Source organism: Ensifer adhaerens (assembly GCF_002940685.1).
Taxonomy (GTDB): domain Bacteria; phylum Pseudomonadota; class Alphaproteobacteria; order Rhizobiales; family Rhizobiaceae; genus Ensifer; species Ensifer adhaerens_E.
In genome coordinates this window covers 1-21,590 of record NZ_PNFP01000017.1, presented here as the reverse complement: position 1 = coordinate 21,590, position 21,590 = coordinate 1, and the positions used below count along the sequence as shown (strand labels likewise).

General features: G+C 63.4%; 21 protein-coding genes. 9 read left to right on the top strand and 12 right to left on the bottom strand.

Features of this window, described 5'->3' with window-relative positions; all coding sequences use genetic code 11:
* Positions 1 to 78: 78 nt before the first annotated feature.
* Together C1A35_RS27965 and C1A35_RS27960 are read right to left on the bottom strand one after the other, a co-directional pair.
* On the bottom strand, positions 79 to 345 hold the full coding sequence (locus C1A35_RS27965) for a hypothetical protein (RefSeq protein ID WP_034788698.1): 267 nt from the start codon (positions 343 to 345) through the stop codon (positions 79 to 81).
* Between the two features lie 316 nt (positions 346 to 661).
* Complete coding sequence (locus tag C1A35_RS27960; RefSeq protein WP_104667506.1) at positions 662 to 1,285, bottom strand: DUF1236 domain-containing protein; 624 nt, start codon at positions 1,283 to 1,285, stop codon at positions 662 to 664.
* Between the two features lie 151 nt (positions 1,286 to 1,436).
* Between C1A35_RS27960 and C1A35_RS36450 the strand changes: the two genes are divergently transcribed.
* Positions 1,437 to 1,601, top strand: coding sequence for a hypothetical protein (locus tag C1A35_RS36450; protein ID WP_199773051.1), 165 nt, complete (start codon positions 1,437 to 1,439; stop codon positions 1,599 to 1,601).
* Positions 1,602 to 1,773: 172 nt separating this feature from the next.
* Positions 1,774 to 2,415 carry an MBL fold metallo-hydrolase gene (locus C1A35_RS27955; RefSeq protein WP_104667505.1) on the top strand — a complete coding sequence of 214 codons (642 nt, stop codon included), beginning with the start codon at positions 1,774 to 1,776 and terminating at the stop codon, positions 2,413 to 2,415.
* 78 nt (positions 2,416 to 2,493) lie between these two features.
* On the opposite strand, the gene C1A35_RS27950 is transcribed toward C1A35_RS27955, so the two are convergent.
* Together C1A35_RS27950 and C1A35_RS27945 are read right to left on the bottom strand one after the other, a co-directional pair.
* A complete protein-coding gene (locus C1A35_RS27950; protein WP_104667633.1) occupies positions 2,494 to 2,940 on the bottom strand; it encodes a BA14K family protein in 447 nt (148 codons plus the stop codon).
* A 179-nt stretch (positions 2,941 to 3,119) separates the two neighbouring features.
* Positions 3,120 to 3,335 (bottom strand): cold-shock protein, encoded by a 216-nt coding sequence (locus tag C1A35_RS27945; RefSeq protein WP_034788690.1) that lies wholly within the window; start codon positions 3,333 to 3,335, stop codon positions 3,120 to 3,122.
* Positions 3,336 to 3,476: 141 nt separating this feature from the next.
* Here C1A35_RS27945 and C1A35_RS36105 point away from each other — a divergent pair, with 141 nt between their 5' ends.
* Complete coding sequence (locus C1A35_RS36105; protein WP_158665184.1) at positions 3,477 to 3,794, top strand: hypothetical protein; 318 nt, start codon at positions 3,477 to 3,479, stop codon at positions 3,792 to 3,794.
* 222 nt (positions 3,795 to 4,016) lie between these two features.
* Here the strand turns inward: C1A35_RS36105 and C1A35_RS27940 are convergent, their stop codons facing one another.
* Positions 4,017 to 4,913, bottom strand: a complete 897-nt coding sequence (locus tag C1A35_RS27940) for a DMT family transporter (protein WP_104667504.1) — start codon at positions 4,911 to 4,913, stop codon at positions 4,017 to 4,019.
* A 172-nt stretch (positions 4,914 to 5,085) separates the two neighbouring features.
* Between C1A35_RS27940 and C1A35_RS27935 the strand changes: the two genes are divergently transcribed.
* On the top strand, positions 5,086 to 5,517 hold the full coding sequence (locus C1A35_RS27935; RefSeq protein ID WP_104667503.1) for a hypothetical protein: 432 nt from the start codon (positions 5,086 to 5,088) through the stop codon (positions 5,515 to 5,517).
* Between the two features lie 18 nt (positions 5,518 to 5,535).
* Here the strand turns inward: C1A35_RS27935 and C1A35_RS27930 are convergent, their stop codons facing one another.
* From C1A35_RS27930 to C1A35_RS27920, 3 genes are all read right to left on the bottom strand, one after another.
* Positions 5,536 to 6,723: a PQQ-dependent sugar dehydrogenase gene (locus C1A35_RS27930; RefSeq protein WP_104667502.1), complete on the bottom strand. Its 1,188-nt coding sequence runs from the start codon at positions 6,721 to 6,723 to the stop codon at positions 5,536 to 5,538.
* Positions 6,724 to 6,807: 84 nt separating this feature from the next.
* Positions 6,808 to 7,494, bottom strand: coding sequence for a class GN sortase (locus tag C1A35_RS27925; protein WP_104667501.1), 687 nt, complete (start codon positions 7,492 to 7,494; stop codon positions 6,808 to 6,810).
* A complete protein-coding gene (locus tag C1A35_RS27920) occupies positions 7,466 to 9,817 on the bottom strand; it encodes a marine proteobacterial sortase target protein (RefSeq protein ID WP_104667500.1) in 2,352 nt (783 codons plus the stop codon). Before C1A35_RS27920 ends, C1A35_RS27925 begins: the two co-directional genes overlap by 29 nt.
* A 461-nt stretch (positions 9,818 to 10,278) precedes the next feature.
* Here C1A35_RS27920 and C1A35_RS27915 point away from each other — a divergent pair, with 461 nt between their 5' ends.
* Positions 10,279 to 11,481 carry a pyridoxal phosphate-dependent aminotransferase gene (locus tag C1A35_RS27915; RefSeq protein ID WP_104667499.1) on the top strand — a complete coding sequence of 401 codons (1,203 nt, stop codon included), beginning with the start codon at positions 10,279 to 10,281 and terminating at the stop codon, positions 11,479 to 11,481.
* A gap of 128 nt (positions 11,482 to 11,609) precedes the next feature.
* Here C1A35_RS27915 and C1A35_RS27910 read toward each other — a convergent pair whose 3' ends face one another.
* Complete coding sequence (locus tag C1A35_RS27910; protein WP_104667498.1) at positions 11,610 to 11,915, bottom strand: hypothetical protein; 306 nt, start codon at positions 11,913 to 11,915, stop codon at positions 11,610 to 11,612.
* 180 nt (positions 11,916 to 12,095) lie between these two features.
* On the opposite strand from C1A35_RS27910, the gene C1A35_RS27905 reads away from it, so the two are divergent.
* Complete coding sequence (locus C1A35_RS27905; RefSeq protein WP_104667632.1) at positions 12,096 to 12,998, top strand: LysR substrate-binding domain-containing protein; 903 nt, start codon at positions 12,096 to 12,098, stop codon at positions 12,996 to 12,998.
* A gap of 91 nt (positions 12,999 to 13,089) precedes the next feature.
* Here C1A35_RS27905 and carA read toward each other — a convergent pair whose 3' ends face one another.
* Complete coding sequence (gene carA, locus C1A35_RS27900; protein ID WP_104667631.1) at positions 13,090 to 14,295, bottom strand: glutamine-hydrolyzing carbamoyl-phosphate synthase small subunit; 1,206 nt, start codon at positions 14,293 to 14,295, stop codon at positions 13,090 to 13,092.
* Between the two features lie 328 nt (positions 14,296 to 14,623).
* Between carA and C1A35_RS27895 the strand changes: the two genes are divergently transcribed.
* A complete protein-coding gene (locus tag C1A35_RS27895) occupies positions 14,624 to 15,073 on the top strand; it encodes a GatB/YqeY domain-containing protein (RefSeq protein ID WP_104667630.1) in 450 nt (149 codons plus the stop codon).
* Between the two features lie 6 nt (positions 15,074 to 15,079).
* Here C1A35_RS27895 and C1A35_RS27890 read toward each other — a convergent pair whose 3' ends face one another.
* Entirely contained in the window at positions 15,080 to 15,985 is a 906-nt protein-coding gene (locus C1A35_RS27890; protein ID WP_199773050.1) for a hypothetical protein, read from the bottom strand.
* 215 nt (positions 15,986 to 16,200) lie between these two features.
* On the opposite strand from C1A35_RS27890, the gene dnaG reads away from it, so the two are divergent.
* Positions 16,201 to 18,210: a DNA primase gene (gene dnaG / locus C1A35_RS27885; RefSeq protein WP_104667497.1), complete on the top strand. Its 2,010-nt coding sequence runs from the start codon at positions 16,201 to 16,203 to the stop codon at positions 18,208 to 18,210.
* Between the two features lie 58 nt (positions 18,211 to 18,268).
* Here dnaG and C1A35_RS27880 read toward each other — a convergent pair whose 3' ends face one another.
* Complete coding sequence (locus C1A35_RS27880) at positions 18,269 to 19,108, bottom strand: glycosyl transferase (RefSeq protein WP_104667496.1); 840 nt, start codon at positions 19,106 to 19,108, stop codon at positions 18,269 to 18,271.
* A gap of 195 nt (positions 19,109 to 19,303) precedes the next feature.
* Between C1A35_RS27880 and recQ the strand changes: the two genes are divergently transcribed.
* Entirely contained in the window at positions 19,304 to 21,181 is a 1,878-nt protein-coding gene (recQ, locus tag C1A35_RS27875; protein WP_234823038.1) for a DNA helicase RecQ, read from the top strand.
* The last annotated feature ends 409 nt before the right edge of the window (positions 21,182 to 21,590 follow it).

Genomic DNA, 21,590 nt, shown 5'->3' with positions numbered 1-21,590 from the left:
CGGCATTTGGAACTGTCTCGAATGCAGAAAAGGCGGCCAGGGGCCGCCTTTTGTCTTGCTACGGATATGATCGCAGAGTTAGGCGGTCTTCCCCAAGAACTGCCCGACGATGCCGCTCAGCACGCCGCCGCCGACGAGGCCGCCGATGGCTTGCATGGCAAGTCCGGTCGCGGCTGCTTCGCCGCCGAGCATCTGGATGAGGAACCCGCCGCCGAGGCCTCCGATTGCGCCGACGATGGTGCGTGCGACGACACCGAATGCCTGCTGCTTCAACACTGCGCTGGCCGCGTTGCCGCCGGCCGCCCCCGCGATCAATTGGGTAATGATAGGCATTAATGCTTCCATTGATCCCTCCGTGTCGTGGCTCGTCGTGGACGGGCCACTAAAAGCCGATGATCCGGCATCGATAGGTTGAAGCCTATTCTGGTTTATTGTCAATTTGAGCGAAATGCCGGCCTGGGTGCCTGCGCCATAGTCTATTGATTTGGCTGATTTTTAGGCGAAACAGCGTCAATCGCGCGAGGCGAGAGGCTATTGCCGGCGGCTGGATCGCCGACGCTCGGTGCCTGTAGGGCGAATGATTCGTGGACGCGGTAAGGGAGCGCGCGCCTTGTCCAATGCACTTCCGGCGGCCACTCAGGCCGCCGGAAGTTCTTGGCGATCAACGGTAGACGTAAACGATGCGTCGCGTTGCCGGTTCGACCAGAACCGGCTGGCCGTTGATGCTGACATAGTCATAGGAATAGTCGGGGACACGCTGGACGGCCACGGTCTGGGGCAGTTCGGCGCCGACCACGACCTCGCCGTCGAGATAGACGGTCTCGCCGGGGTTCGATGTGACGTAGGTCCGCACGTTGTCCGGCGGCACGATCGGGTCGATCTGTTCGACCGGGCCGATCAATTCATCGCCACTGCTGACGACGACGGGATCATTGGGCTGCACCTCGTAGGTAACGGCCGGAATGGCCAGATCGGCGCGACGCTCCTGAACCACGACGGCCGAGCCGCCAAGATCTGTCGTCAGATACTGGGCATAGACCCAGCCGCGCACGCCGCCGACGTCGATGCGGCACCATTTGCTGCCTTCGATGCAGCCGTCGACGATCGCGGTGCTACCGCGGGTCGCAAGGCCGACCGTTGGATATTGAGGGCCCGGACCCGTGCGGATGTTGAGGTCCGTCACCGTGGTCGCGGTCATGGCTGCAAAGGCGGACGGCGTACCGATCGCCAACACCAAACCCGCGGCCGCAGCGGCTCGCAACAGGGGGCGGGTAAGCTTCACCATCGTGTTTCTCCTTATATTGACGAGGGCCAAACGCCGGCAAGCGCGTGGATGTTCCCCCGGGAACGTCACGAAATATGACGCTGTGACATTCTCCAGCCGTTGCCGCGCAGGGACGCGCCAGGAGAACAGGGCAACGGGAGAGGGGACGGAAATGCAGAACAGCCAGCCCGAGCAGAACAATTTCACCGCTCTGAGCCTCAAGCCGGTCGTCAGGATCGTCGTTGCCGCGGAAGTCGCCATTTCGGCGCTGCTGATGACGACCGTGCAATGGCCGGCGCCTCAGCCCGCCACCGCCCAGATCGCCTCGCTGCGTTGATTGGCGCTGTCACGGACGCCAATTGCCGCTATAGGAAGATGATGAGATCCCAAAGCGCGTTGCGATCTTCCAGATTCGCTTCCGACACTTTAGGTTCCTGATTTGTCGCATGTCGTTATCGCAATACCGCTCACACACCTTTGCGCGACATGCTCTAGAGAGGCAGACGCGCATGTTACAGGCGGGCATCATCCCGGTTACCCATTTCGAGCAGAACTGCACCGTGCTGTTCGACAGCGAAACCAAGGAAGGCGTGATCGTCGATCCCGGTGGCGATGTCGATCTCATCCTGCAGACGGTTCGCGAAAACGGCATCACGCTGAAGGCGATCTGGATCACCCACGGCCATATCGACCATGCCGGCGGCGCCAAGGAACTGAAGGATGCGCTCGGGCTCGAAATCATCGGCCCGCACAAGGACGACCTGCCGCTGCTCGAGAGGCTCGAAAGCCAGGCCGAGCGCTTCGGGCTGGCGATGAAGGTTCAGAACGTCATCCCGGATCGCTGGCTCGAAGAAGGCGACACGGTCTCCTTCGGCGACCACGTCTTCGAGGTCCTGCATTGCCCGGGTCACGCACCCGGCCACGTGGTCTACTTCAACCGGGCGCAGAATTTCGCCCATGTCGGCGACGTGCTGTTCCACGGCTCGATCGGCCGCACCGACCTGCCGGGCGGCAATCACCAGCAATTGCTCGATTCGATCCGCGACAAGATCCTGCCGCTCGGTGACAGCGTCGGCTTCATCTGCGGCCACGGCCCGGGCGGCCAGATCGGCGAGGAGCGCCGCACCAATCCCTACCTGCGCGGGCTTTGAGCCCCGCATGCCGCACATAAAAAAAAAGCCCATGTCTCGATCAAGACATGGGCTTTTCGATTCTTACACCGAACCTGATCAGCCGGCGGTGCAGAAGTAGCTGCGGCCGTCATAGCCACGGAAGGTGCCGCTGTCCGGGTTGAACGAGCGGTAACGCTGCGAGCAGTAACGGTACCAGGACGGCGTCCACGGCTCGAGCGAGCGGTAGCCGCCGCCGTAGCTGTCGACGACAACCGAGCGTGCCTGGTAGACCGGGCGAGGGCGATAGACCGGGCGCGGTTCGTAGTAGTCGTATTCCGGTTCCGGATCGATATAGACCCGCTCGTTGTAACCGCCGTTGTAGCGCGGCTGCGAGGCGATCGCGCCGCCGATCAGGGCGCCGGCAACGAGACCCGCTGCGCCTGCTGCCCATGCATCGTCGTTGTTGTGATGGTGGCGGCCGCCCGCCTCGGCAACGCCGAACGTCGGAACGACGATGGCGGCTGCGGCGATCGAGAGAACGGCGGCTTTGATGAACTTGTTCATGGGCTTCAATCCTATCGCATGGACCGGATCCATCCGGGCTTCATGATGAGAGGAAGGTTAACGGCGCCAAACTGAACGGAGCCTGAACAAGGCGACCGGCAAACTCCGCCGGATCGAAAACAAAAAAACCCGGCAAGTATGCCGGGCTTCAACTTGGAATCTGTCAGCAGATTGCGGCGTTAGCCGGCGATCTGCAGGTTGACCGCCTTCGGGCCCTTGCCGCGGCGATCCGGTTCGGTGTCGAAGCTTACCTTCTGGTTTTCCGTCAGACCGGTCAGGCCGGAAGCCTGGACTGCGGAAATGTGTACGAAGATATCTGCACCACCGTTGTCAGGCTTGATGAAACCAAAGCCCTTGTCGGTGTTGAAGAATTTTACAGTGCCAGTTTCGGCCATGCGTCAGGTCCTTTTCTCTCCACCCGTTTGACGGACGGGCAGCATTGCAGTTTTGCCCGATTGGGCGTTGGCAGGCAGTTCTCGACGTTTGAGGAAAGGGTCCTGGTTACCGCAGCCAGCCATAGGAAGGGTCGCATCACCATGCTTCCCATCGGTCTGGCCGCCCGGAGTTTTTGCGTCTCCGGCCCGCTTTTATTTCAAGATCTTCCCGTGTTCGCAGATTGCCCGAACGGAAGTAAGATTGATGGGTTTATTTTGAATTGGCAAGCAAAACTTTTCGGGATTGGTATTGCGTCTTGTCATTGCTCAAAAATCGGTCATTTGCGGCTTTGCGGGGCGCTGCGCAAAATATATCGCAAGCTGTTGAAATCACAGCTTTTTGAAAACAATTGCTGCAAAATTGAGTGGTTTTCACCGATTTCCTGTGTGCGGCGCGTAAAGCAGGCCAATCGCTTATGACGCGTGCTTTCGGCAACTCCCTGATATGTTTGAGGCTTCTCACGTCGGCGGTTTCTTACGTGGAATTCTTGCAGAAAATCTACAGCTATCGGGCCGGGTCGAAAACGCAGGGCAAAGCCACGCCTTCGTTGCGAAGCAACGGGCCTGTTGCCTGAACAACAGCAAGTAAAGCCTCAGTCCAGCGTCTTGGCGGCGGGGTGCCTATAGTTTCTTGAGGAGCCCTCAGGCAGGGGCTGCGGCGCGACGGCCCTTCGTCAGTTCCGGCACGATCTCGACGGTCAGCATGGCGGCAAAGATGATGGCGCAGCCGGCATAACCGATCGGGGTGATGACTTCGCCAAGCAGGAGAACGCCGAAGAGGGCGGCAAAGAGCGCTTCGCTCGACAGGAAGATCGCGGCCTGCGGCGCGGTGGTGTAGCGCTGCCCGACGACCTGAAGAATGAAGGCAAGGCCGCTCGAGAAGATACCGGCATAAAGGATCTCGAAGAGCGCGCCTTCAATCGCCGCGAAGCTCAGCGGCTCTGTCGTTACGGCGAGGGCAAAGCCGAGCACGGCGCAGACGGCAAATTGCGTCATCGACAACAGCATCGGCCGACCACTGCTCGGCGCGAACAGGCCGATGAGCAGCAATTGCACCGCCCAGAACAGGGCGCAGACCACCGTCAGGTAATCGCCACCCGTCAGCGTCGAGAGCGTGCCGCCGCTCAAAAGGAAAATGCCGAACAGCGCCATCAGCGCCCCCGGCCAGATCACCCAGTGCGGCCTGCGGCGCAGGAAGATCACCGTCAACACGGGAACGAAGACCACATAGAGCCCGGTCAGGAAGCCGGAATTGGTGACGCTGGTGTCGAGCAGGCCGTATTGCTGCGTGACCGCGCCGGCAAAAAGCGCCAGGCCGATGAAGATGAAATTGCGGACGGTTGCCAGCTTGATCGGCTCGGCCGCACGTTTCGTCTCGATGATGGCCAAGGGCATGGCGACCAGTGTCGCGATCGCAAAACGCAGCGCGATGAACCAGAGCGGGCTGATCGCATCCATCGCCGTCGACTGCGCAACGAAGCCGGCGCCCCAGATGGCGCCTGAAATCAAAAGCAGCAGATTGGCCTGAATGCGCGGCATGTCGTTCTCCCCTCGGACAGGCGCGTCTAGCAGTTGCGTTTTCGCCGGGCAAGGCTCATCCTCGCCAAGGTCGGGCGGAGTTGTTCGCGATGGAAACGGTCGGCGATGCGGCAGCGGGAGAGGGCGCCCACGAGGGGGCTTGGCTCCTTTGCCCGGTTGAAGGGCGGCGGCCATGAGCGACGCCGGGTATTCCGGCACGCCGCTTGGGCGCAAGCTGGGGCTGAAGGACGGGCAGCATGCCCTGCTTCTCGGGGTGCCGTCCGGGCTCGACGCGATCAGCGGCTTTGCTGGCTTTCGGACCTTCGAAACGGCGATCGGCACGATGGCCGCGCGCAACATTGACTATGCGCATGTGTTCGAAACGCAGCGATCGGCCTTGGAACAGCGCGCGCCGATGCTGGCTGCAAGGCTGAAGCCCGACGGCATGCTGTGGGTCTCCTGGCCGAAAAAGGCGTCGAAGCGGATGACGACGCTGACGGAGGACGTGTTGCGCGACATTTTCCTGCCGCTCGGGCTCGTCGACGTGAAGGTTTGCGCCGTCGATGCCGTCTGGTCCGGCCTGAAATTCATGTTCCGGCGCGAGGTTCGAGATCGTCTTTCGTGAGGTGGTGACGGGCGCCGGCTACTGCGTTGCCGCCCGGGAGACCCTGAGCACGGCGCCGTCTTCCTCGTCCGTCACCATCAGCAAGGCTCCGTCGGGCGCCACGACCACGTCGCGAATGCGGCCGAACTCGCCGTCGAACAGCCGTTCCTCCGACCCGATGGCGCCGCTGTCGTCACGCTCGAGGCGGGCCAGCAACTGGTACTTCAGTGCCGCCACCAGAAGGTCGCCGTCCCATTCGGGGAACATCTTGCCGCGATAGACGGCAAGCGCGCCGGGCGCGATCGAGGGATCCCAATAGAAGAGCGGCTGATCGAGGCCTTCTTTCGCCGTCCCTTCGCCGATCTCGGCGCCGGAATAGTCCTTGCCATAGGTGATGACGGGCCAGCCGTAATTGTGGCCGGCCTTCGGATTGTTGATCTCGTCGCCGCCGCGCGCGCCGTGCTCGACCGTCAGAAGCGTGCCGTCCTTCGGATCGAAGGCGATCCCTTGCGGATTGCGGTGGCCTTTCGACCACACCTCCGCGAGACCCCCGGTGCCGCCGTGATAGGGGTTCGATCCGGGAATGCTGCCGTCGGCATTGATGTGCAGGATGGCGCCGGCATGATCGCGCGGGTCCTGCGCCCGGTCGCCTTCGCCGCGGTCGCCGATGCCGAAGAACAGGCTGCCGTCGGGGGCGATCGCGATACGCGAGCCGAAATGCTGACCCTTGCCGGTGAACTTGTTCATCCGGAAGAGTTCCTTGACGTCGGCAAGACCGGTTCCGTCTTCGGTCAGTTTCGCGCGCATGAGCGCCGTACCGAAGCCACCATTGCCATTTGCTGCCAGCGTCAGGAAGAGCGTCCGGTTTTCCGCAAAGCCCGGGTCAAGGGCAATATCGAGCAGGCCCCCCTGGCCGCGTTCTGCGACCTTGGGCACGCCGGTCAGCGGCTTCGAGACCTTGCCGTCGTGCACGATCCGGATCCGTCCCGGGCGCTCGCTGACGATCAGGCTACCATCGGGAAGGGCCTCGACGGACCAGGGGTGTTCAAGGCCGGTCGCGAGCGTCTCGACGCGCAGGGTGCCGTGCTCGCTCGGAAACTCGCGCACTTCCTGTGCCCCGGCGCCCGAAGGGGCAAACGCTGCCAGAGCGACGGAGATCGCCAGGATGGCGACCGTGCCTGACCGATTTGCCGCCCGTGCCGATGTTCCAGCGCCCGCTTGCCGCATTCCGTTTCTCCCACGCCGACTCGTCCAGAAGCCAAGCTGGGGCGATCGACGGAGCGGTTCAAGTCACATCCGATCAAAAGCGGTTTATTTCGAGATCGAGCCCGTGGTCAGCGGCACCGGGCGCTGTTCGCCGATGAGCTCGGCATCGACGATGTAGCGCATCGGACCCTGCTCGATCGCATCGAAGGGCCAGCAGGTGGCGAGCGCCAGGTGGTGGCCGCTGGCAGACGCATTGATGCCGCTTTCGTCCCAGCGGGCAACGCGGCTTTCGCCGGCCCGGAACAGGAAGCGGCGGCCGTCCTTGCGGGTCAGCACCAGGAGGTCGCCCGGGTTGACGTCCTTCAGCCAGCGGAAGTGCGTGTCGCGGTGGGCGGCGATGACGGAGGTGCCCTCGTTTCCGGGCAGCGGCGTCGTCGTCAGCCAGGCGGGCCCGAAGGCGAGCGCTTCGCCGCTTGCACCTTCGAGCACGATCGCCGAGCGGTTGATCCGTGGCGCCGAGATCTCCGCGGCGGTCTGGAAGTCGGCCCAGGGCCAGGGCTTGCCATCCGGGTTGCCGTGCAGTTGGGCCTCGAAGGTGCGTTTCAGCAGCACCTGCGAGACCTCGGCCTTCGCCTTCATGTAGAAACCCTTGCCGATCAAAAGCAGACCGGCAAGGGCAATGAGGGCGATGATCGCGAGCACGATCGTCTCGGCCGCCGAGAGGCGGGCGAGAAAGCCCTGATGTGGTTCGGGCGTTTCGTTGTCAGCGGCCACGGCGGCGCACTCCGGCATTGACCACGGCGGCGATCGGCGCGCGCCAGAAGACGAAGGTCGTGCCGGCCAGCAGGGCGAAGGCGAGCAGCATCAGGCCGATCAGGATCTGCCTGTCCGCTTCCGTCGCCGTCTGCGGCAGGGCGACCTGGTTGTTGGCTTCCGCGAGCAGACCTGCCGCCCGCGCCGTCGGTGCGGCGAGCATGCGGTCGGCCGTCACCATCGCAAGCTTGGTCCGGCTTTCGAGCGCGGCATCCCGCTCATCCACCTTGCCCGGCGCATTGCCAGCCGGCTCCTCGCCAAAAACCTTGCCGAAGTCCCAGCCGGCAGGGAGATTGAGCGGCAGCTTCGTTTCGCTCAGGTTCTCGCTGGCGGGGCGTGATGGCGTCGCGTCGACGGCGACGAGGCTGGTCACGCGGGAGACGAGATGGTGGGCAAGTGCCACCGTCTCGATCCGCTTGTCGAGGGTCGCCGGGTCGGCGATCGTCGAGGCGCTCGCTTCGAGGTCGTCAATCTTGCGGCGCGCCCAGAGCTTGGCGATGCCCTGGCCGGCCGAGGCCTTGGCGATGTCCATCTCCACCCGCCAGGGCTGGTCGCCGGCCTTGCCGAGGATCTGCAGCTTGCCCTGAGGCTGCGTGCCATCGAGCTCGGCCGTCAGCACCACGGGCTCGCCGCGATAAAGGTCGGGCATCGGGTTTGGCGTGATGTCGCCAGCGGAAGCCCCCTCGAAGCTTGCGGCGATGTCGGTCATCGCGGGGCTTTCGAGCTTGGTGAAGAGCTCGCCCATGCGTGCGGCGACCTCGCTCTCCGAGCCGATCAGCGTGAAGGTGCCGCGGCCATATTCGGCCGCCTTGGTCATGAAGTGGCTGTTCGGGGTAGAGCCGATGCCGACGGTGAAGACACGGGCGTCGCCGCGGTTCTTCTGGATCTCCTCGAAAAGCTGCGTCTCGTTGCCGATGGCACCGTCGGTCAGGAAGACCACCTGGCGAAGCGCGCCGGCCTGAACCGGCCCTTGCGTGCGAAGGGCTGCTTCCAGCGCCGGCAGCATCTCGGTGCCGCCATCGGCCGTCAGCCCGCGCACATAGGCGATTGCGTCCTCGCGCTTGTCCGGCGTCGCCTCGACAAGCTCGGGGAAGTGCACCGACATGGTGTCGTCAAAGCGGATGACGTTGAAGCGGTCCTCGAGCTTCAGCCTGGAGATCGCCAGCGCCAGGCTCTCCTTGGCCTGCTCCATCGAAGGGCCGGCCATGGAGCCGGAATTGTCGATGACGAAGACGACCTCGCGTTTGACTGGCTTTGCATTGGCTTCAGCGGCGGCCGGCGGCGTGACGAAGGAGAGCAGGTAGGTCTTGCCGCCGATCGTTTCGCGGAACAGGCCGGCATAGGGGCTCTTGCCCTCGATCGCCTTCCAGGTGAGCTCGAAGTCGCGGTCGGCCGGCACGCTATCGCCCTTCAGCGTCACACGGCGGCTGAGATCGTCGAGATTGGCGATATCGACCGCGTGATAGGCGGATTTCACGTCGCCGAGCGGGAAACCGGCCTTGAGGTTGACGGTGAGCGTCACCGGATTGATCTTCGCATTCGCCTTCGGATCGAGGACCGGCGCTCCGATCTTCTCGCGATCCGGGACCGGATCGCTGACCGCATAGCCGGTGCGGCTGTCGAGGTCGACGGTCTGGACGATCGGCTGCGGATTGTAGCGCGGCGCCACGACCATCGGGAAACGGAGAGAATAAAGGCCGTTCGACTGGCGGACAGCACTTTGGTACTCGATCTGCACGACCACCGTTTCACCCGGGCCGATATTGGCGACCTGGTTGGTGAAGATGTTCGGGCGCTGCTGTTCGAGAAGCGCTGCCTTCTTGCCCTCGGCCTTCGCCTGTTCGTAGATTTCCCGGGCGGCCTGGCGCGGCTTGATCTGGCCCTCGATGAAGCGGTCGCCGATCTGCATCCTCAGCGTATCGACGGCCGAATCCTCGGGCAGGGGGAAGACATAGGTGCCCTCGACCCAGCCCTTGCTCGGGTTCTCGAAGCGCTGGGTGACGCGGGTGCGCATGATCGGGCCGTTGACGTCGATCTGAACGTCGGTCGCAAGCCGCGGCGCCTCGACGAAATAGCCGGGTTCTTTTGAAGGGAAGAGCAGGGCGCCGGTGCCCATATCGTTGGGGCGAACATAGCCTGCCATCTGCTGCGGCTTGGCGTCCGGCGTTTGCGCACTCGCCTGGGTCATCAGACCGATGAACATCAGGATGCAGGCGGCCAGGGCCGCGAGCGCCAGGTACATGCCCCAGCGCGCTTCGTTCTGCCGTGTCTTCGTGGAAGCGATTTCGTCGTCGAGAAACATTGCATAACCCCCGTAATGCGAATGTGTTCGGATGATCGAAGGAAAAGCCCGGAAACCGGCTGTTGCTGGACGGAATTGCGGCGGTCCGCGACAGTTGTGGTGGCTAAATTATGGCATTTGAGAATTTGCGCGATTGCGCTGATTTTTTTGAATAAATCGCGATCAACAACCGTTTCTGGCTGACATGAATCGTGGCCATTTATGGGGCTGCGGCAGTGGCGTTTCCGTGGTGCTGCACGCGCCCGAGAGCCTCATCGGAATTCTTCCGGATGATCGAGGATGCTGATCGCACTCATGAAACTTTGTCATGGTAACGCTTTTTGCCCGCATTTCCGGCGTTTTTGCCGTTCTGGCGCTTGCAAGACCGGGCGTCTTTCGACATAGACCTAACCGCTATGGAGCCTGGCTTTTTTACGTTCCGTAGCGATCACCTCGTCTCGAAACGATCAGGACCTTCACCCATGGCCTTCCTTGCCGATGCCCTTTCCCGTGTAAAGCCTTCCGCCACCATCGCCGTTTCGCAGAAAGCCCGTGAGCTGAAAGCGAAGGGCCGCGATGTCATCGGTCTCGGCGCCGGGGAGCCGGACTTCGATACGCCCGACAATATCAAGAAGGCCGCCATCGACGCGATCAATCGCGGCGAGACGAAGTACACGCCGGTCTCCGGCATTCCGGAACTGCGCGAAGCGATCGCCAAGAAGTTCAAGCGCGAAAACAACCTCGACTACACGGCTGCCCAGACGATCGTCGGCACCGGCGGAAAGCAGATTCTTTTCAACGCCTTCATGGCGACCCTGAACGCGGGCGATGAAGTCGTCATCCCGGCGCCCTACTGGGTTTCCTATCCGGAAATGGTAGCGCTGTGCGGCGGCACGCCGGTCACCGTCTCGACCAGGCAGGAAAACAACTTCAAGCTCAAGGCCGAGGACCTGGAAAAGGCGATCACGCCGAAGACCAAGTGGTTCATCTTCAACTCGCCGTCCAACCCGTCCGGCGCTGCCTATAGCCATGCCGAACTCAAGGCGCTGACCGACGTGCTGATGAGGCATCCGCATGTCTGGGTTCTGACCGACGACATGTACGAGCACCTGACCTATGGCGACTTCAAGTTCGCGACTCCGGTCGAAGTCGAGCCCGGCCTTTATGACCGCACGCTGACGATGAACGGCGTTTCCAAGGCCTATGCCATGACCGGCTGGCGTATCGGCTACGCTGCCGGCCCGCTGCAGCTGATCAAGGCCATGGACATGATCCAGGGTCAGCAGACTTCGGGCGCCACCTCGATCGCCCAGTGGGCGGCCGTCGAGGCGCTGAACGGCACACAGGACTTTATCCCTGCCAACAAGAAGATCTTCGAAGGCCGCCGCGATCTGGTCGTGTCGATGCTGAACCAGGCCAAGGGCATCTCGTGCCCGACGCCGGAAGGCGCCTTCTACGTCTACCCGTCCTGCGCCGGCCTGATCGGCAAGACCGCGCCGTCGGACAAGGTCATCGAGACGGACGAAGACTTCGTTTCGGAACTGCTGGAATCCGAAGGCGTTGCCGTCGTGCACGGTTCGGCCTTCGGTCTCGGTCCGAACTTCCGCATTTCCTATGCGACTTCGGAAGCCCAGCTCGAAGAAGCCTGCCGCCGCATCCAGCGCTTCTGCGCCGCCTGCAAGTAAGCTTGAGGCACGGCATTCAATGAAAAAGCCCGCCGGCAACGGCGGGCTTTTTCGTTCGCAAAGCGATTCAACGGCTGGCCATCCTGATTCAAGTCAGCCGGCTAAGGCCTTGAAATCAGATTCCATTCTCAGGCGCCGGGGACCTCGTCGTCGCCAACGACGCCACCCTCGCTTTCCAGGATCGAGAGACGGCGCGCCTCGGAGCGCGTGAACTTCAGCCGCACGCCGATGCCGCGCTCGCCTTCGGGCAGGAACACCGCTCCGGCATTTTCGAGCGCATGCTTCAGCGACAGGATCACGGCGTCGCCGGGCGTCTCCAACTTGCGTTCGAACCTGAGGATCGTCTCCTCGTCGACACCTGAAAAGCTCGAAAGCATCTCGCGCGAAATTTCGATCAGCGCCCGGGCGGCGCGGCACTGTGGACCTGTAATCATCGTCACCTCCAGTTGCAGGAAAGGATGCGCGAAGGGTGGCCGAGGGTCAACCACGCGCAACGTCGCGGCGCCAGGCGCGATCCTTCCTATTCGACGCGGATTGCGAAAATCGTGGACGACTCTGCGGAAAACCGTGAAATATCGATAGATCGTCCATGCATGCAGCCACCGGAACCCGCCATGCGCAATCTCAACGACTTCATCATCTTCGCCCATGTGGTCGACCACAAGGGCTTTGCGCCGGCGGCACGGGTGCTCAATGTGCCGAAATCGACGCTCAGCAAGCGCGTGGCCGAGCTTGAGAAGACGCTCGGCGTCCGACTGATCAACCGCACCTCCCGGCGCTTCACGGTGACCGAGGTCGGCGAGGATTTCTACCGGCATGCGGCGGCGATGCTGATCGAGGCGGAAGCGGCCGAGGCGGTGGTCATGGGCAGGCTCGCCGAACCGAGCGGCACGGTCAGGATCACCGCCTCGGTGCCGACGGCGCAGATGACCCTTGCGGGGCTGCTGCCGCGACTGGCGCTCGCCTATCCCAAGATGCGGGTGGTGCTGCACGCGACGGACCGCTTCGTCGATCTGATCCAGGAAGGCTTCGACATTGCCGTGCGGGATCATTTCGCGCCCTTGCCGGATTCCGCACTGGTGCAGCGACGGGTGGCGACGGAGCCGATCGGATTGGTCGCAGCACCCGGTTATCTTGCTGAGCACGGCATGCCTTCCGGTCCGGAAGATCTTGCGGGCCACGACGGCCTGTTGGCGTCGCTCACGAGCGAAGGCTGGACGCTGCGCAACGAAGAAGGTGCCATCGTCTCCGTGCGGCCCACACCGCGCTTTATAGCCGACGAATCCCAGGTGCTGCTCGAGGCGGCGCTTGCGGGCCTCGGGATCGTGGCCTTTCCGCGCAAGCTCTGTCGCGCCGAGATCGAGAACGGGACGCTGGTGCGGGTGCTTCCCGGTTGGCAGGCGGGCGTGGTGACGACGACCTTGCTGATGCCCCATCGGCGCGGCCAGCTCCCGTCGGTAAGGGCGGTGGTCGATTTCATCGCGGAGCGGCTCGCCGAACAAGGGGCGGATCGCTGACGTCGATCCCAGTGCACGTGCCGCCGGTGCCATGCGCCCAAAGAAAAGGCCCGCTCGGGGCGGGCCTTCGGAAGGTGTTTCAGTCGCGCTCTCAGCGCTCGGCGAGTGCCGGTTCGCCCTTCTTCTCGCGCACGAGGTTCATGAAGCGGCGGAAGAGGTAGTGGCTGTCCTGCGGGCCGGGGGAGGCTTCCGGGTGATGCTGGACCGAGAAGACCGGCTTGCCGGCGACGCGCAGGCCGCAATTGGTGCCGTCGAAGAGCGAAATGTGAGTCTCTTCAACGCCTTCCGGCAGCGACTTCGAATCGACCGCGAAGCCGTGGTTCATCGAGACGATCTCGACCTTGCCCGTGGTGTGGTCCTTGACCGGGTGGTTGGCGCCGTGGTGACCCTGGTGCATCTTCTCGGTCTTGCCGCCGAGTGCCAGCGCCAGCATCTGGTGGCCGAGGCAGATGCCGAACACCGGAATGTCGGTCTTCAAGAGATCCTGGATGACAGGCACGGCGTATTTTCCGGTTGCCGCCGGGTCGCCCGGGCCGTTCGACAGGAAGATGCCGTCCGGCTTCTGCGCCAGAACTTCGTCGGCGCTGGTTGCGGCCGGCATGACGGTGACGCGGGCGTTGAGGCCGGCAAAGAGGCGCAGGATGTTGCGCTTCACGCCGTAGTCGAGCGCCACGATGTGGTAGGCGGCATCGGTTTCGCCGAGCGTCGAGGAGCCTTCGTTCCAAACCCAGGGCTTCTCGTCCCAGCGCGACGACTGGCCGGAGGTTGCGACCTTGGCGAGGTCGAGGCCTTCAAGTCCGCTCCAGGCCCTGGCTTCGGCCTTCAGCGTGTCGATGTCGAAGACGCCGGAGGGGTCGTGGGCGATGACGGCGTTCGGCATGCCGTTTTCGCGGATCCAGGCGGTAAGTGCACGCGTATCAATGCCGCAAAGGCCGATGATGCCGCGCGCCTTCAGCCAGGCGTCGAGATGCTTGGCGGCGCGGTAGTTCGACGGCTCGGTGATGTCGGCCTTGAAGATGACGCCGACCGCGCCGCGGCGGGCTGCCGGCGTCAGGTCTTCGATGTCCTCGTCGTTGGCGCCGATGTTGCCGATATGCGGGAAGGTGAAGGTCACGATCTGGCCGAGATAGGAGGGGTCCGTCAGGATTTCCTGGTAGCCGGTCAGTGCGGTGTTGAAGCAGACTTCCGCCTGCACCTTGCCGGTCGCGCCGATGCCCTTGCCCTCGATCACGGTGCCGTCGGCCAGAACGAGCAGTGCGGTTGGTTTTTCAGTGGTCCATGCGGGTGTCGCGGTCATCGTTCCTATCCCGTTGCGGCGCGGAGCGCGGGGCTTGAAAGCCCGGCGGTCGATCGCCATTTCTTTGCTCAGGCATGGACGCGCGGAAACCCCGCGGAAAAGTGCTCTCATGCCGATGTTGTGCAGGTGCGGGAAAATACCCAAAGCGCTTAGCCGGGTCAACCGGCCACCCATGAATTGTCTGGAAATAAAATTCCTTATAATTCAATTGCTTGCGTATTCCGTTTGATTGCGCCTGTCACACTGGTTTAAGACGACGACAACATTAATGGTTTCGAACCGGTTCCGGGCAGAGCACCGCGGGCCGGTTTCGACATGGAGTATGGACATGCGCGACCTGTTCGCTGACGCACTGAAGGAAGCCGTCAAAGCCAAGGACGCACGGCGTACCTCGACCGTGCGGCTGATCCAGGCGGCGATCAAGGACCGGGATATCGCCAACCGCGGCCAGGGCAAGGACCCGGTCAGCGATGAAGACATCCTGCAGATCCTCGCCAAGATGATCAAGCAGCGCGAGGAGTCGGCCCGTATCTACGACGACGCCGGCCGGCCGGAACTTGCCGCGCAGGAGCGCGAGGAAATCGTCATCATCAACCGGTTCCTCCCGGCTCAGCTTTCGGAGGAAAAGGTCAAGGAACTCTGCGCCTCGGTGATCGCCGAGACCGGTGCTCATGGCCTGCGCGACATGGGCAAGTGCATGAATGCGCTCAAGGAGCGTTATCCCGGCCAGATGGACTTCGCCAAGGCTTCGGGCCTGGTGAAGGAACTGCTCAAGTAGCCCCGCTCACGTGAGCGCCGGCGCCCGTTCGGATCGGACGGGCGTCGCCGCTTCGCTTTTCGCCTGGAACGTCGCTTGGAATGCGCGATCGATCAGCGCGAATTTCTCTGCCTGATAGTCCCAGTATTCGCGGATGAAGGCTTTCGACAGCCAGACCTCCCCACGCCCGGGCGTTCGCTCCCATTCCATGCTGCCCAGGAGGGCCGCCTTGTCGAAGATCCGCTTGAGGTGGGTCTTGGAGATGATGAAGCGCTCGCTGAGGTCTCCGGGTGAAACCGGCCCGATGGCGAAACGTTCCGCTTCGGGATCGAAGGCGCCGATGCGCGAGAACAGATCGTCCATCACCACGCCACCGGAATTGACCCAGGTGAAGAGGTCGAAGGTCGGGCCCGGACGACGAACCATATCGTTGCCGACAAGCGCGTGGGCGACGGCGGCCTGCAGCCGGCCGAACTGGTCTTGCTCCTCGCTCAGCCGCGCCAGCCGCGACTGGCCATCGAAGGCGTCGAGTATGGCCAGATGGGATTGCATCCATTTCCAGACATAGTCGAGCGCTGCCTCCGTGGGTTCGAGCGGCCGGCTGCGCTTGTCCGGTTGCACCGAGATGTAGCTGGCAAAGCGGTAGGCAACCATTTCCTGCACGAAGGAAGCTGCGGTATTGCGGCTGGCTATCCCATGCATGACGGCATAGTTGATGAAACGGCCGCTATAGAGACCGCTCGACGGGTCGTCCGGATCGCGGTCGTGATAGAGGGCAAGCCCGGACTGGGCCATCAGCCAGCGCTGCTGCGAGGCGAAGATCGATGCGAGCCGCGGGTTGGCCGCATACATCTCCACCATGCCGCGCGCGTAGCTCAACACGGCGGTAAAGAAGGCCGGACTGGAAGCGAGCACTTTGACGGAAATGGCCATGGCAAGTGATCCAATTCGAGAGGGCGAATTGATCCTTTTCGGCAAAGGGGTGTCAAGCGCTACTTTTGGTCTTTAGAAAATATTCACACTCAACCGAAAATTGAACGCTAAGGATGCGCTTCCCGTTTCGCTCCTGTGAATAGCGTGCACGCAGGATCACGGCTGTGGCGTCTGTCCGCCATGCCGCCTATATGGAGGATCGACCAGAGGTATCCATGCGCTTTTCACAGTCCTTCCTTGACGAGATACGCGATCGCGTTCCGATTTCGGACGTGATTGCCAAACGCGTTGCCTGGGACCGGCGCAAGACCAACGTCTCGCGCGGCGACTACTGGGCCTGCTGCCCCTTTCACGGCGAGAAGTCGCCGAGCTTTCACTGCGAGGACCGCAAGGGCCGCTACCATTGCTTCGGCTGCGGCGTTTCCGGCGACCACTTCCGTTTTCTCACCGATCTCGAGGGCCTGAGCTTCCCGGAAGCCGTACAGCAGATCGCCGACATGGCGGGCGTTGCCATGCCTCAGCCCGATCCGCAGGCCGAGCGCCGCGAGAAGGAACGCACCAGCCTGCTCGACGTGATGGAGCTGGCGACGGCGTTTTTCGAGGACCAGCTGCAGACGGCCAATGGCGCCAAGGCGCGCGCCTATCTGCGCGAGCGCGGGCTGACGGGGCGCACGATCGAGACCTTTCGCCTGGGCTACGCGCCCGACAGCCGCAACGCGCTCAAGGAACATCTCGCCGGCAAGGGTGTCGCCAAGGAACAGATCGAGGCCTGCGGCCTCGTCGTGCACGGGGCGGACCTGCCGCTTTCCTACGACCGCTTCCGCGACCGCATCATGTTCCCGATCCTGTCGTCGCGCGAGAAGGTCATCGCGTTTGGCGGCCGCGCCATGTCGCCGGATGCGCCGGCCAAATATCTGAACTCGAACGAGACCGAGCTCTTCCACAAGGGCAACGTGCTCTACAATTTCGCCCGCGCCCGCCGTGCTTCGCAAGGGGGCGCCCGCGACGCCGGCGGGGACGATGCGGCCGGAACGATCATCGCCGTCGAAGGCTACATGGACGTGATCGCGCTGCATCAGGCGGGCGTCGAGAATGCCGTTGCGCCGCTCGGCACGGCGCTCACCGAAAACCAGCTCGACCTTTTGTGGAAGATGACATCGCAGCCGGTGCTGTGCTTCGACGGCGATGGAGCGGGCATTCGCGCCGCCAACCGCGGCGTCGATCTGGCGCTGCCGCATCTGAAACCCGGCCGCTCGGTGCGCTTCGCCATGCTTCCCGACGGCAAGGATCCGGACGATCTCGTGCGCCAGGAAGGGCGCGCGCCCTTCGACAAGGTGCTCGCCAATGCCCGTTCGCTCGCCGAGATGGTCTGGCTGCGCGAGGTTCAGGGCGGTGCCTTCGACACGCCGGAAAAGCGTGCCGAGCTTGAAGCGCGGCTGAAGCAGGTGACGTCGGTCATCGCCGACGAGAGCGTGCGCCGCCACTACGGCCAGGACATGCGCGACCGGCTGAACGCCTTCCTGCAATCGTCAGGGTCAGGGCGGGGCGAGCGGCGTCCTTTCGAACGGGGCGGCCGGCAGGGCGGTGGCGGGTCGCGCGGCGCCGGTCAGCCACGCGGGCCGAATGCAAGCGGCCCGACCGCGATCTCCGATCGGCTGGCACGCTCGACGCTGGTCAGCGGACAGCAGGTGGCCCCGCTTCTGCGCGAAAGCGTGCTGGCGCTCACCATCGTCAACCACCCGCAACTGCTGTTCGACGAGTATGACGAGATCTCGACGATCGAGTTCGATCATCGCGAGTTGCAGCGCTGCTGGGCGGCGGTGCTGAATGCCGCGGCCGCGCAGGGGCCGCGCCTGAACCGGGACGATCTGCTCGAACAGTTGCAGGCCGAGGGCTTCGGCGCGCTGATTGCCGCGATCGACCAGCAGATCCGCTATGCCAGGCTCTGGACTGCGACGACGGCCGCCGCGCCCGAGGATGCCCGCGAAGGCTATCTGCAGGCGCTGGCGCTGCACCAGCGCTCGAAGGCGCTGCACTGGCAGGTGCGCGAACTCGAACGCGAACTGGCCTATGCGACCGAGGAAGGCGATCTCGAAGCGGTGCCGCAGCTCTTGCGCACGCTTCAGGAGGTGCAGCACGAGGTGACGCGGCTTGAAAACCAGGAGGCGATCATCGAGGGCTTCGGCGTGCTTTCCGGCCGCGTGAAGGGGCCGGCGGCACGCTAGTTGCTCGTTTCTTCCGGCCGAGACGGCGAAGGCCGGCCTGTTCTTGATGGCGTCTCGACTATTCGCGCCAATGCTCAGCCACCCACGGCGACGGGCGAATGTAGTGTCTGAGATAGGTAAAAGGATTCTTCTCGTAGCGGTTGGGCGCAAACAGCCCGAGAATGTGGCCAAGCGGGGTGGATACCTTGTCCTTCTTGCCGAAGCGTCCCTCGATCGCATGCTGCGGCAGGATATTGCGCGGGAAGAGCACGACGCGCGCGTCCTTGGGCAGGCGCGGCGCCAGGAAGTAGTTGAGCGGGAACGGCCGGCGGCAGTCCTGCCGGAAATGCAGCACCCAGCGGCGCGGGAAGAGTTTGGCTCCGCCCGGCGCGTTGCGCGTGACGAAGCGCTGCTCGAAACGGTATTCGTCGGCGATCCCTTGCGGGTTGGCGCGGAACTTTTCCTGCAGCGGCACCAGCTTGCCGACCGGAAAGCGAAACAGCGAGGTCTGGCCGAGGCGTTCGAACGGCGTCGTCTGGTTGCGGGCGAGGATGACGTCGTCAGGCTCTCCCTCCTCGAAGAAGCCGTCGAGCGAACCGACGATCACCAGGTCGAGGTCCAGGAACACGACGGGGCCCTTGAGATTGCCGAGCTTCGGCCCCCAGAGCCGAGACTTCTGCCAGATGCCGGGCGTATTCTTGGGCATTTCGCCGATGTCGAGCGGGGGCAAGTCCTCGCAGAGAATCTCCGGGCGCAAGCCTTCACGATTGTCGGTGAAGCAGGTGAAGGTGAAGGGCGGGGTGATGTTGCGCGCCACCATGGCATAGAGCCGGTTGATGAACGGTGCGCCGTATTTCGTACCCCAATTGATGCAGATGACCTGCTTGACGCCGCCGCTCGCCGCCAGAATATTTGCCATAGTCACGTCCCGATTTCTGCGCGTCACTAAAGTACCGATGCGTTGTCAAGGTCAAGCTGTCAAAGGGGGCAATCCCCCGGGAAGCGCCGGCGCACTTTCGGGAAAACCGCTCTTGTCTCTTCAGTTGCGGCAAGGGCTATGGCATTGCCTGCGCTTCTTGCGATGATGGCCAAGGTGATTCCCGAAGGAGATGTGATGGAGTTCGTCGAAAGGGCGACGCCCTCAAGAAGCGCTGCCAGCCAGCTCTTCGACGAAGCCGGCCGGGCGCCGCTCGACGTGCTGAAGCGCGTCTACGGCTATTCCGCCTTTCGCGGCAAGCAGCAGGCGGTGGTCGAACATGTGACCGCTGGCGGCGACGCGGTCGTGCTCTTTCCGACCGGGGCCGGCAAGTCGCTCTGCTTCCAGATCCCCGCACTCTGCCGGCCCGGATTGGGCGTCGTCGTCTCGCCGCTGATCGCGCTGATGCGCGACCAGGTGGAGGCGTTGAAACAGCTCGGCGTCAACGCGGCTGCCCTCAACTCGTCGCTTTCGCGCGAGGAAGCGATCGCCGTCAGGCGGCAGATCCACGACGGCACGCTCGACCTTCTCTACGTGACCCCGGAGCGGACCGTCACCGATGGCTTCGCCGATCTCCTTGGCAACGCCCGCATCGCGCTCTTTGCCATCGACGAGGCGCACTGCGTTTCGCAATGGGGCCACGACTTCCGCCCCGAATACCGCGCGCTCGGGCTGCTTGCCGAGCGTTATCCCGGCGTGCCGCGCATCGCGCTCACGGCAACCGCCGACCCGCATACCCGCGACGACATTGTCGAGCGGCTGGCACTCGACCAAGCCGAGATCTTCACCACCAGCTTCGACCGGCCGAACATCGCCTATGAAATCGTCGAGCGCGACCAGCCGCGCCAGCAATTGCTGCGCTTTCTCTCGCGTTTCAAAGGCGCCTCCGGCATCGTCTACTGCCTGTCGCGCGCCAAGGTCGATGATACGGCCGAATGGCTGAATGCGCAGGGCATCCGCGCTTTGCCCTATCATGCCGGCATGGACCGTACGCTCAGGGACAAACATCAGGACGCTTTTCTCAAGGAAGAAAGCCTCTGCCTTGTCGCGACCGTCGCCTTCGGCATGGGCATCGACAAGCCGGACGTGCGCTACGTCGCCCATCTCGATCTGCCGGGATCGGTCGAGGCCTATTATCAGGAGACCGGTCGCGCCGGCCGTGACGGCCAGCCGTCGGAGGTCTGGATGGCCTATGGCATGGCCGACGTTCTGCAGCGCCGCCGGATGATCGACGAGGGCGGCGCGGCGGATGACATCAAGCGGATCGAACGTGGCAAGCTCAACGCGCTGCTCGCGATCTGCGAAACGGCCGGCTGTCGCCGCCAGGCGATCCTTGCGCATTTCGGCGAGGCCCACCCCGGTCGTTGTGGCCATTGCGACACCTGCCTGAAGCCGGTCGAGACCTGGGACGGCACGGAGGCGGCGATCAAGGCGCTGGCGGCCGTCTACCGCACTGGCGAACGCTTCGGCACCGGCCATGTGGTCGACGTTCTGATGGGCACGGTCAACGAGAAGACCGAGCGCTTCGGCCATGTCGACATGCCGGTCTTCGGCGCCGGCAAGGACCTGCCGGCCCGCACCTGGCAGTCGGTCTTCCGGCAATTGCTGGCGGCGGGCCTGATCAGCGTCGACCACGCCGCCTTCGGCGCGATGAAACTCGAACCGGAGGCCCGCGCCGTCTTCAAGCGCGAGCGCCAGGTATTCTTCCGCAAGGACCGCCCGACCTCTGGTAAGGCGGCGCGCGGTGCCAAGTCGGGCTCGCAGCGCGAGCGCGCCGATCTGGCGGGTTCGGACCTCGAACTCTTCGAACTGCTGCGCGCCGAGCGCTTCTCGATCGCCAAGGACCTCAACGTCCCGCCCTATGTCGTCTTCCCCGACGCGACCCTCATTGCACTCGCCAAGGAGCGCCCGCGCGATTTCGACGAGCTGCTTGACATTCCCGGTATCGGCGAAAGCAAGCGCGAACGCTACGGCGAGGCGTTTCTCGCCGTTATCGACGGATATGTGGACGGGTGAGGGCAGGCGGACAAGTTGTTATCGACTGCCTGCTCGCTCGTTGCTTCTTGCCCCAGGCGGCGTCGTCTTGTTGACGCTTTGAGTGGTCTCTCGCGCCGCAGACGCGGCGCGAGAGGAGTAGTGTGGCCGATCCTTTTCGGGGTCGGACGAAAAATGTCTCGTAACGCATCCAGCGCGACACAATATGTCCGACCCGCCCTCTCATCGTGAAATGCCCTGTCGTTTTTGCGCTCGGTCCCGGAGAACGAGGGATTTTGCTGCAAGTCTAAAGCCGTCATGATACTCGTCAGGCACGCGATGTTTTCTTGAAGCGAGAGCGCCATGACTTCAGCCTTCCTCACCCATCTCCGTTTAGAACTCGAGGGCCTGAAGACGGCCGGGTTGTACAAGTCGGAGCGTGTGATCACCT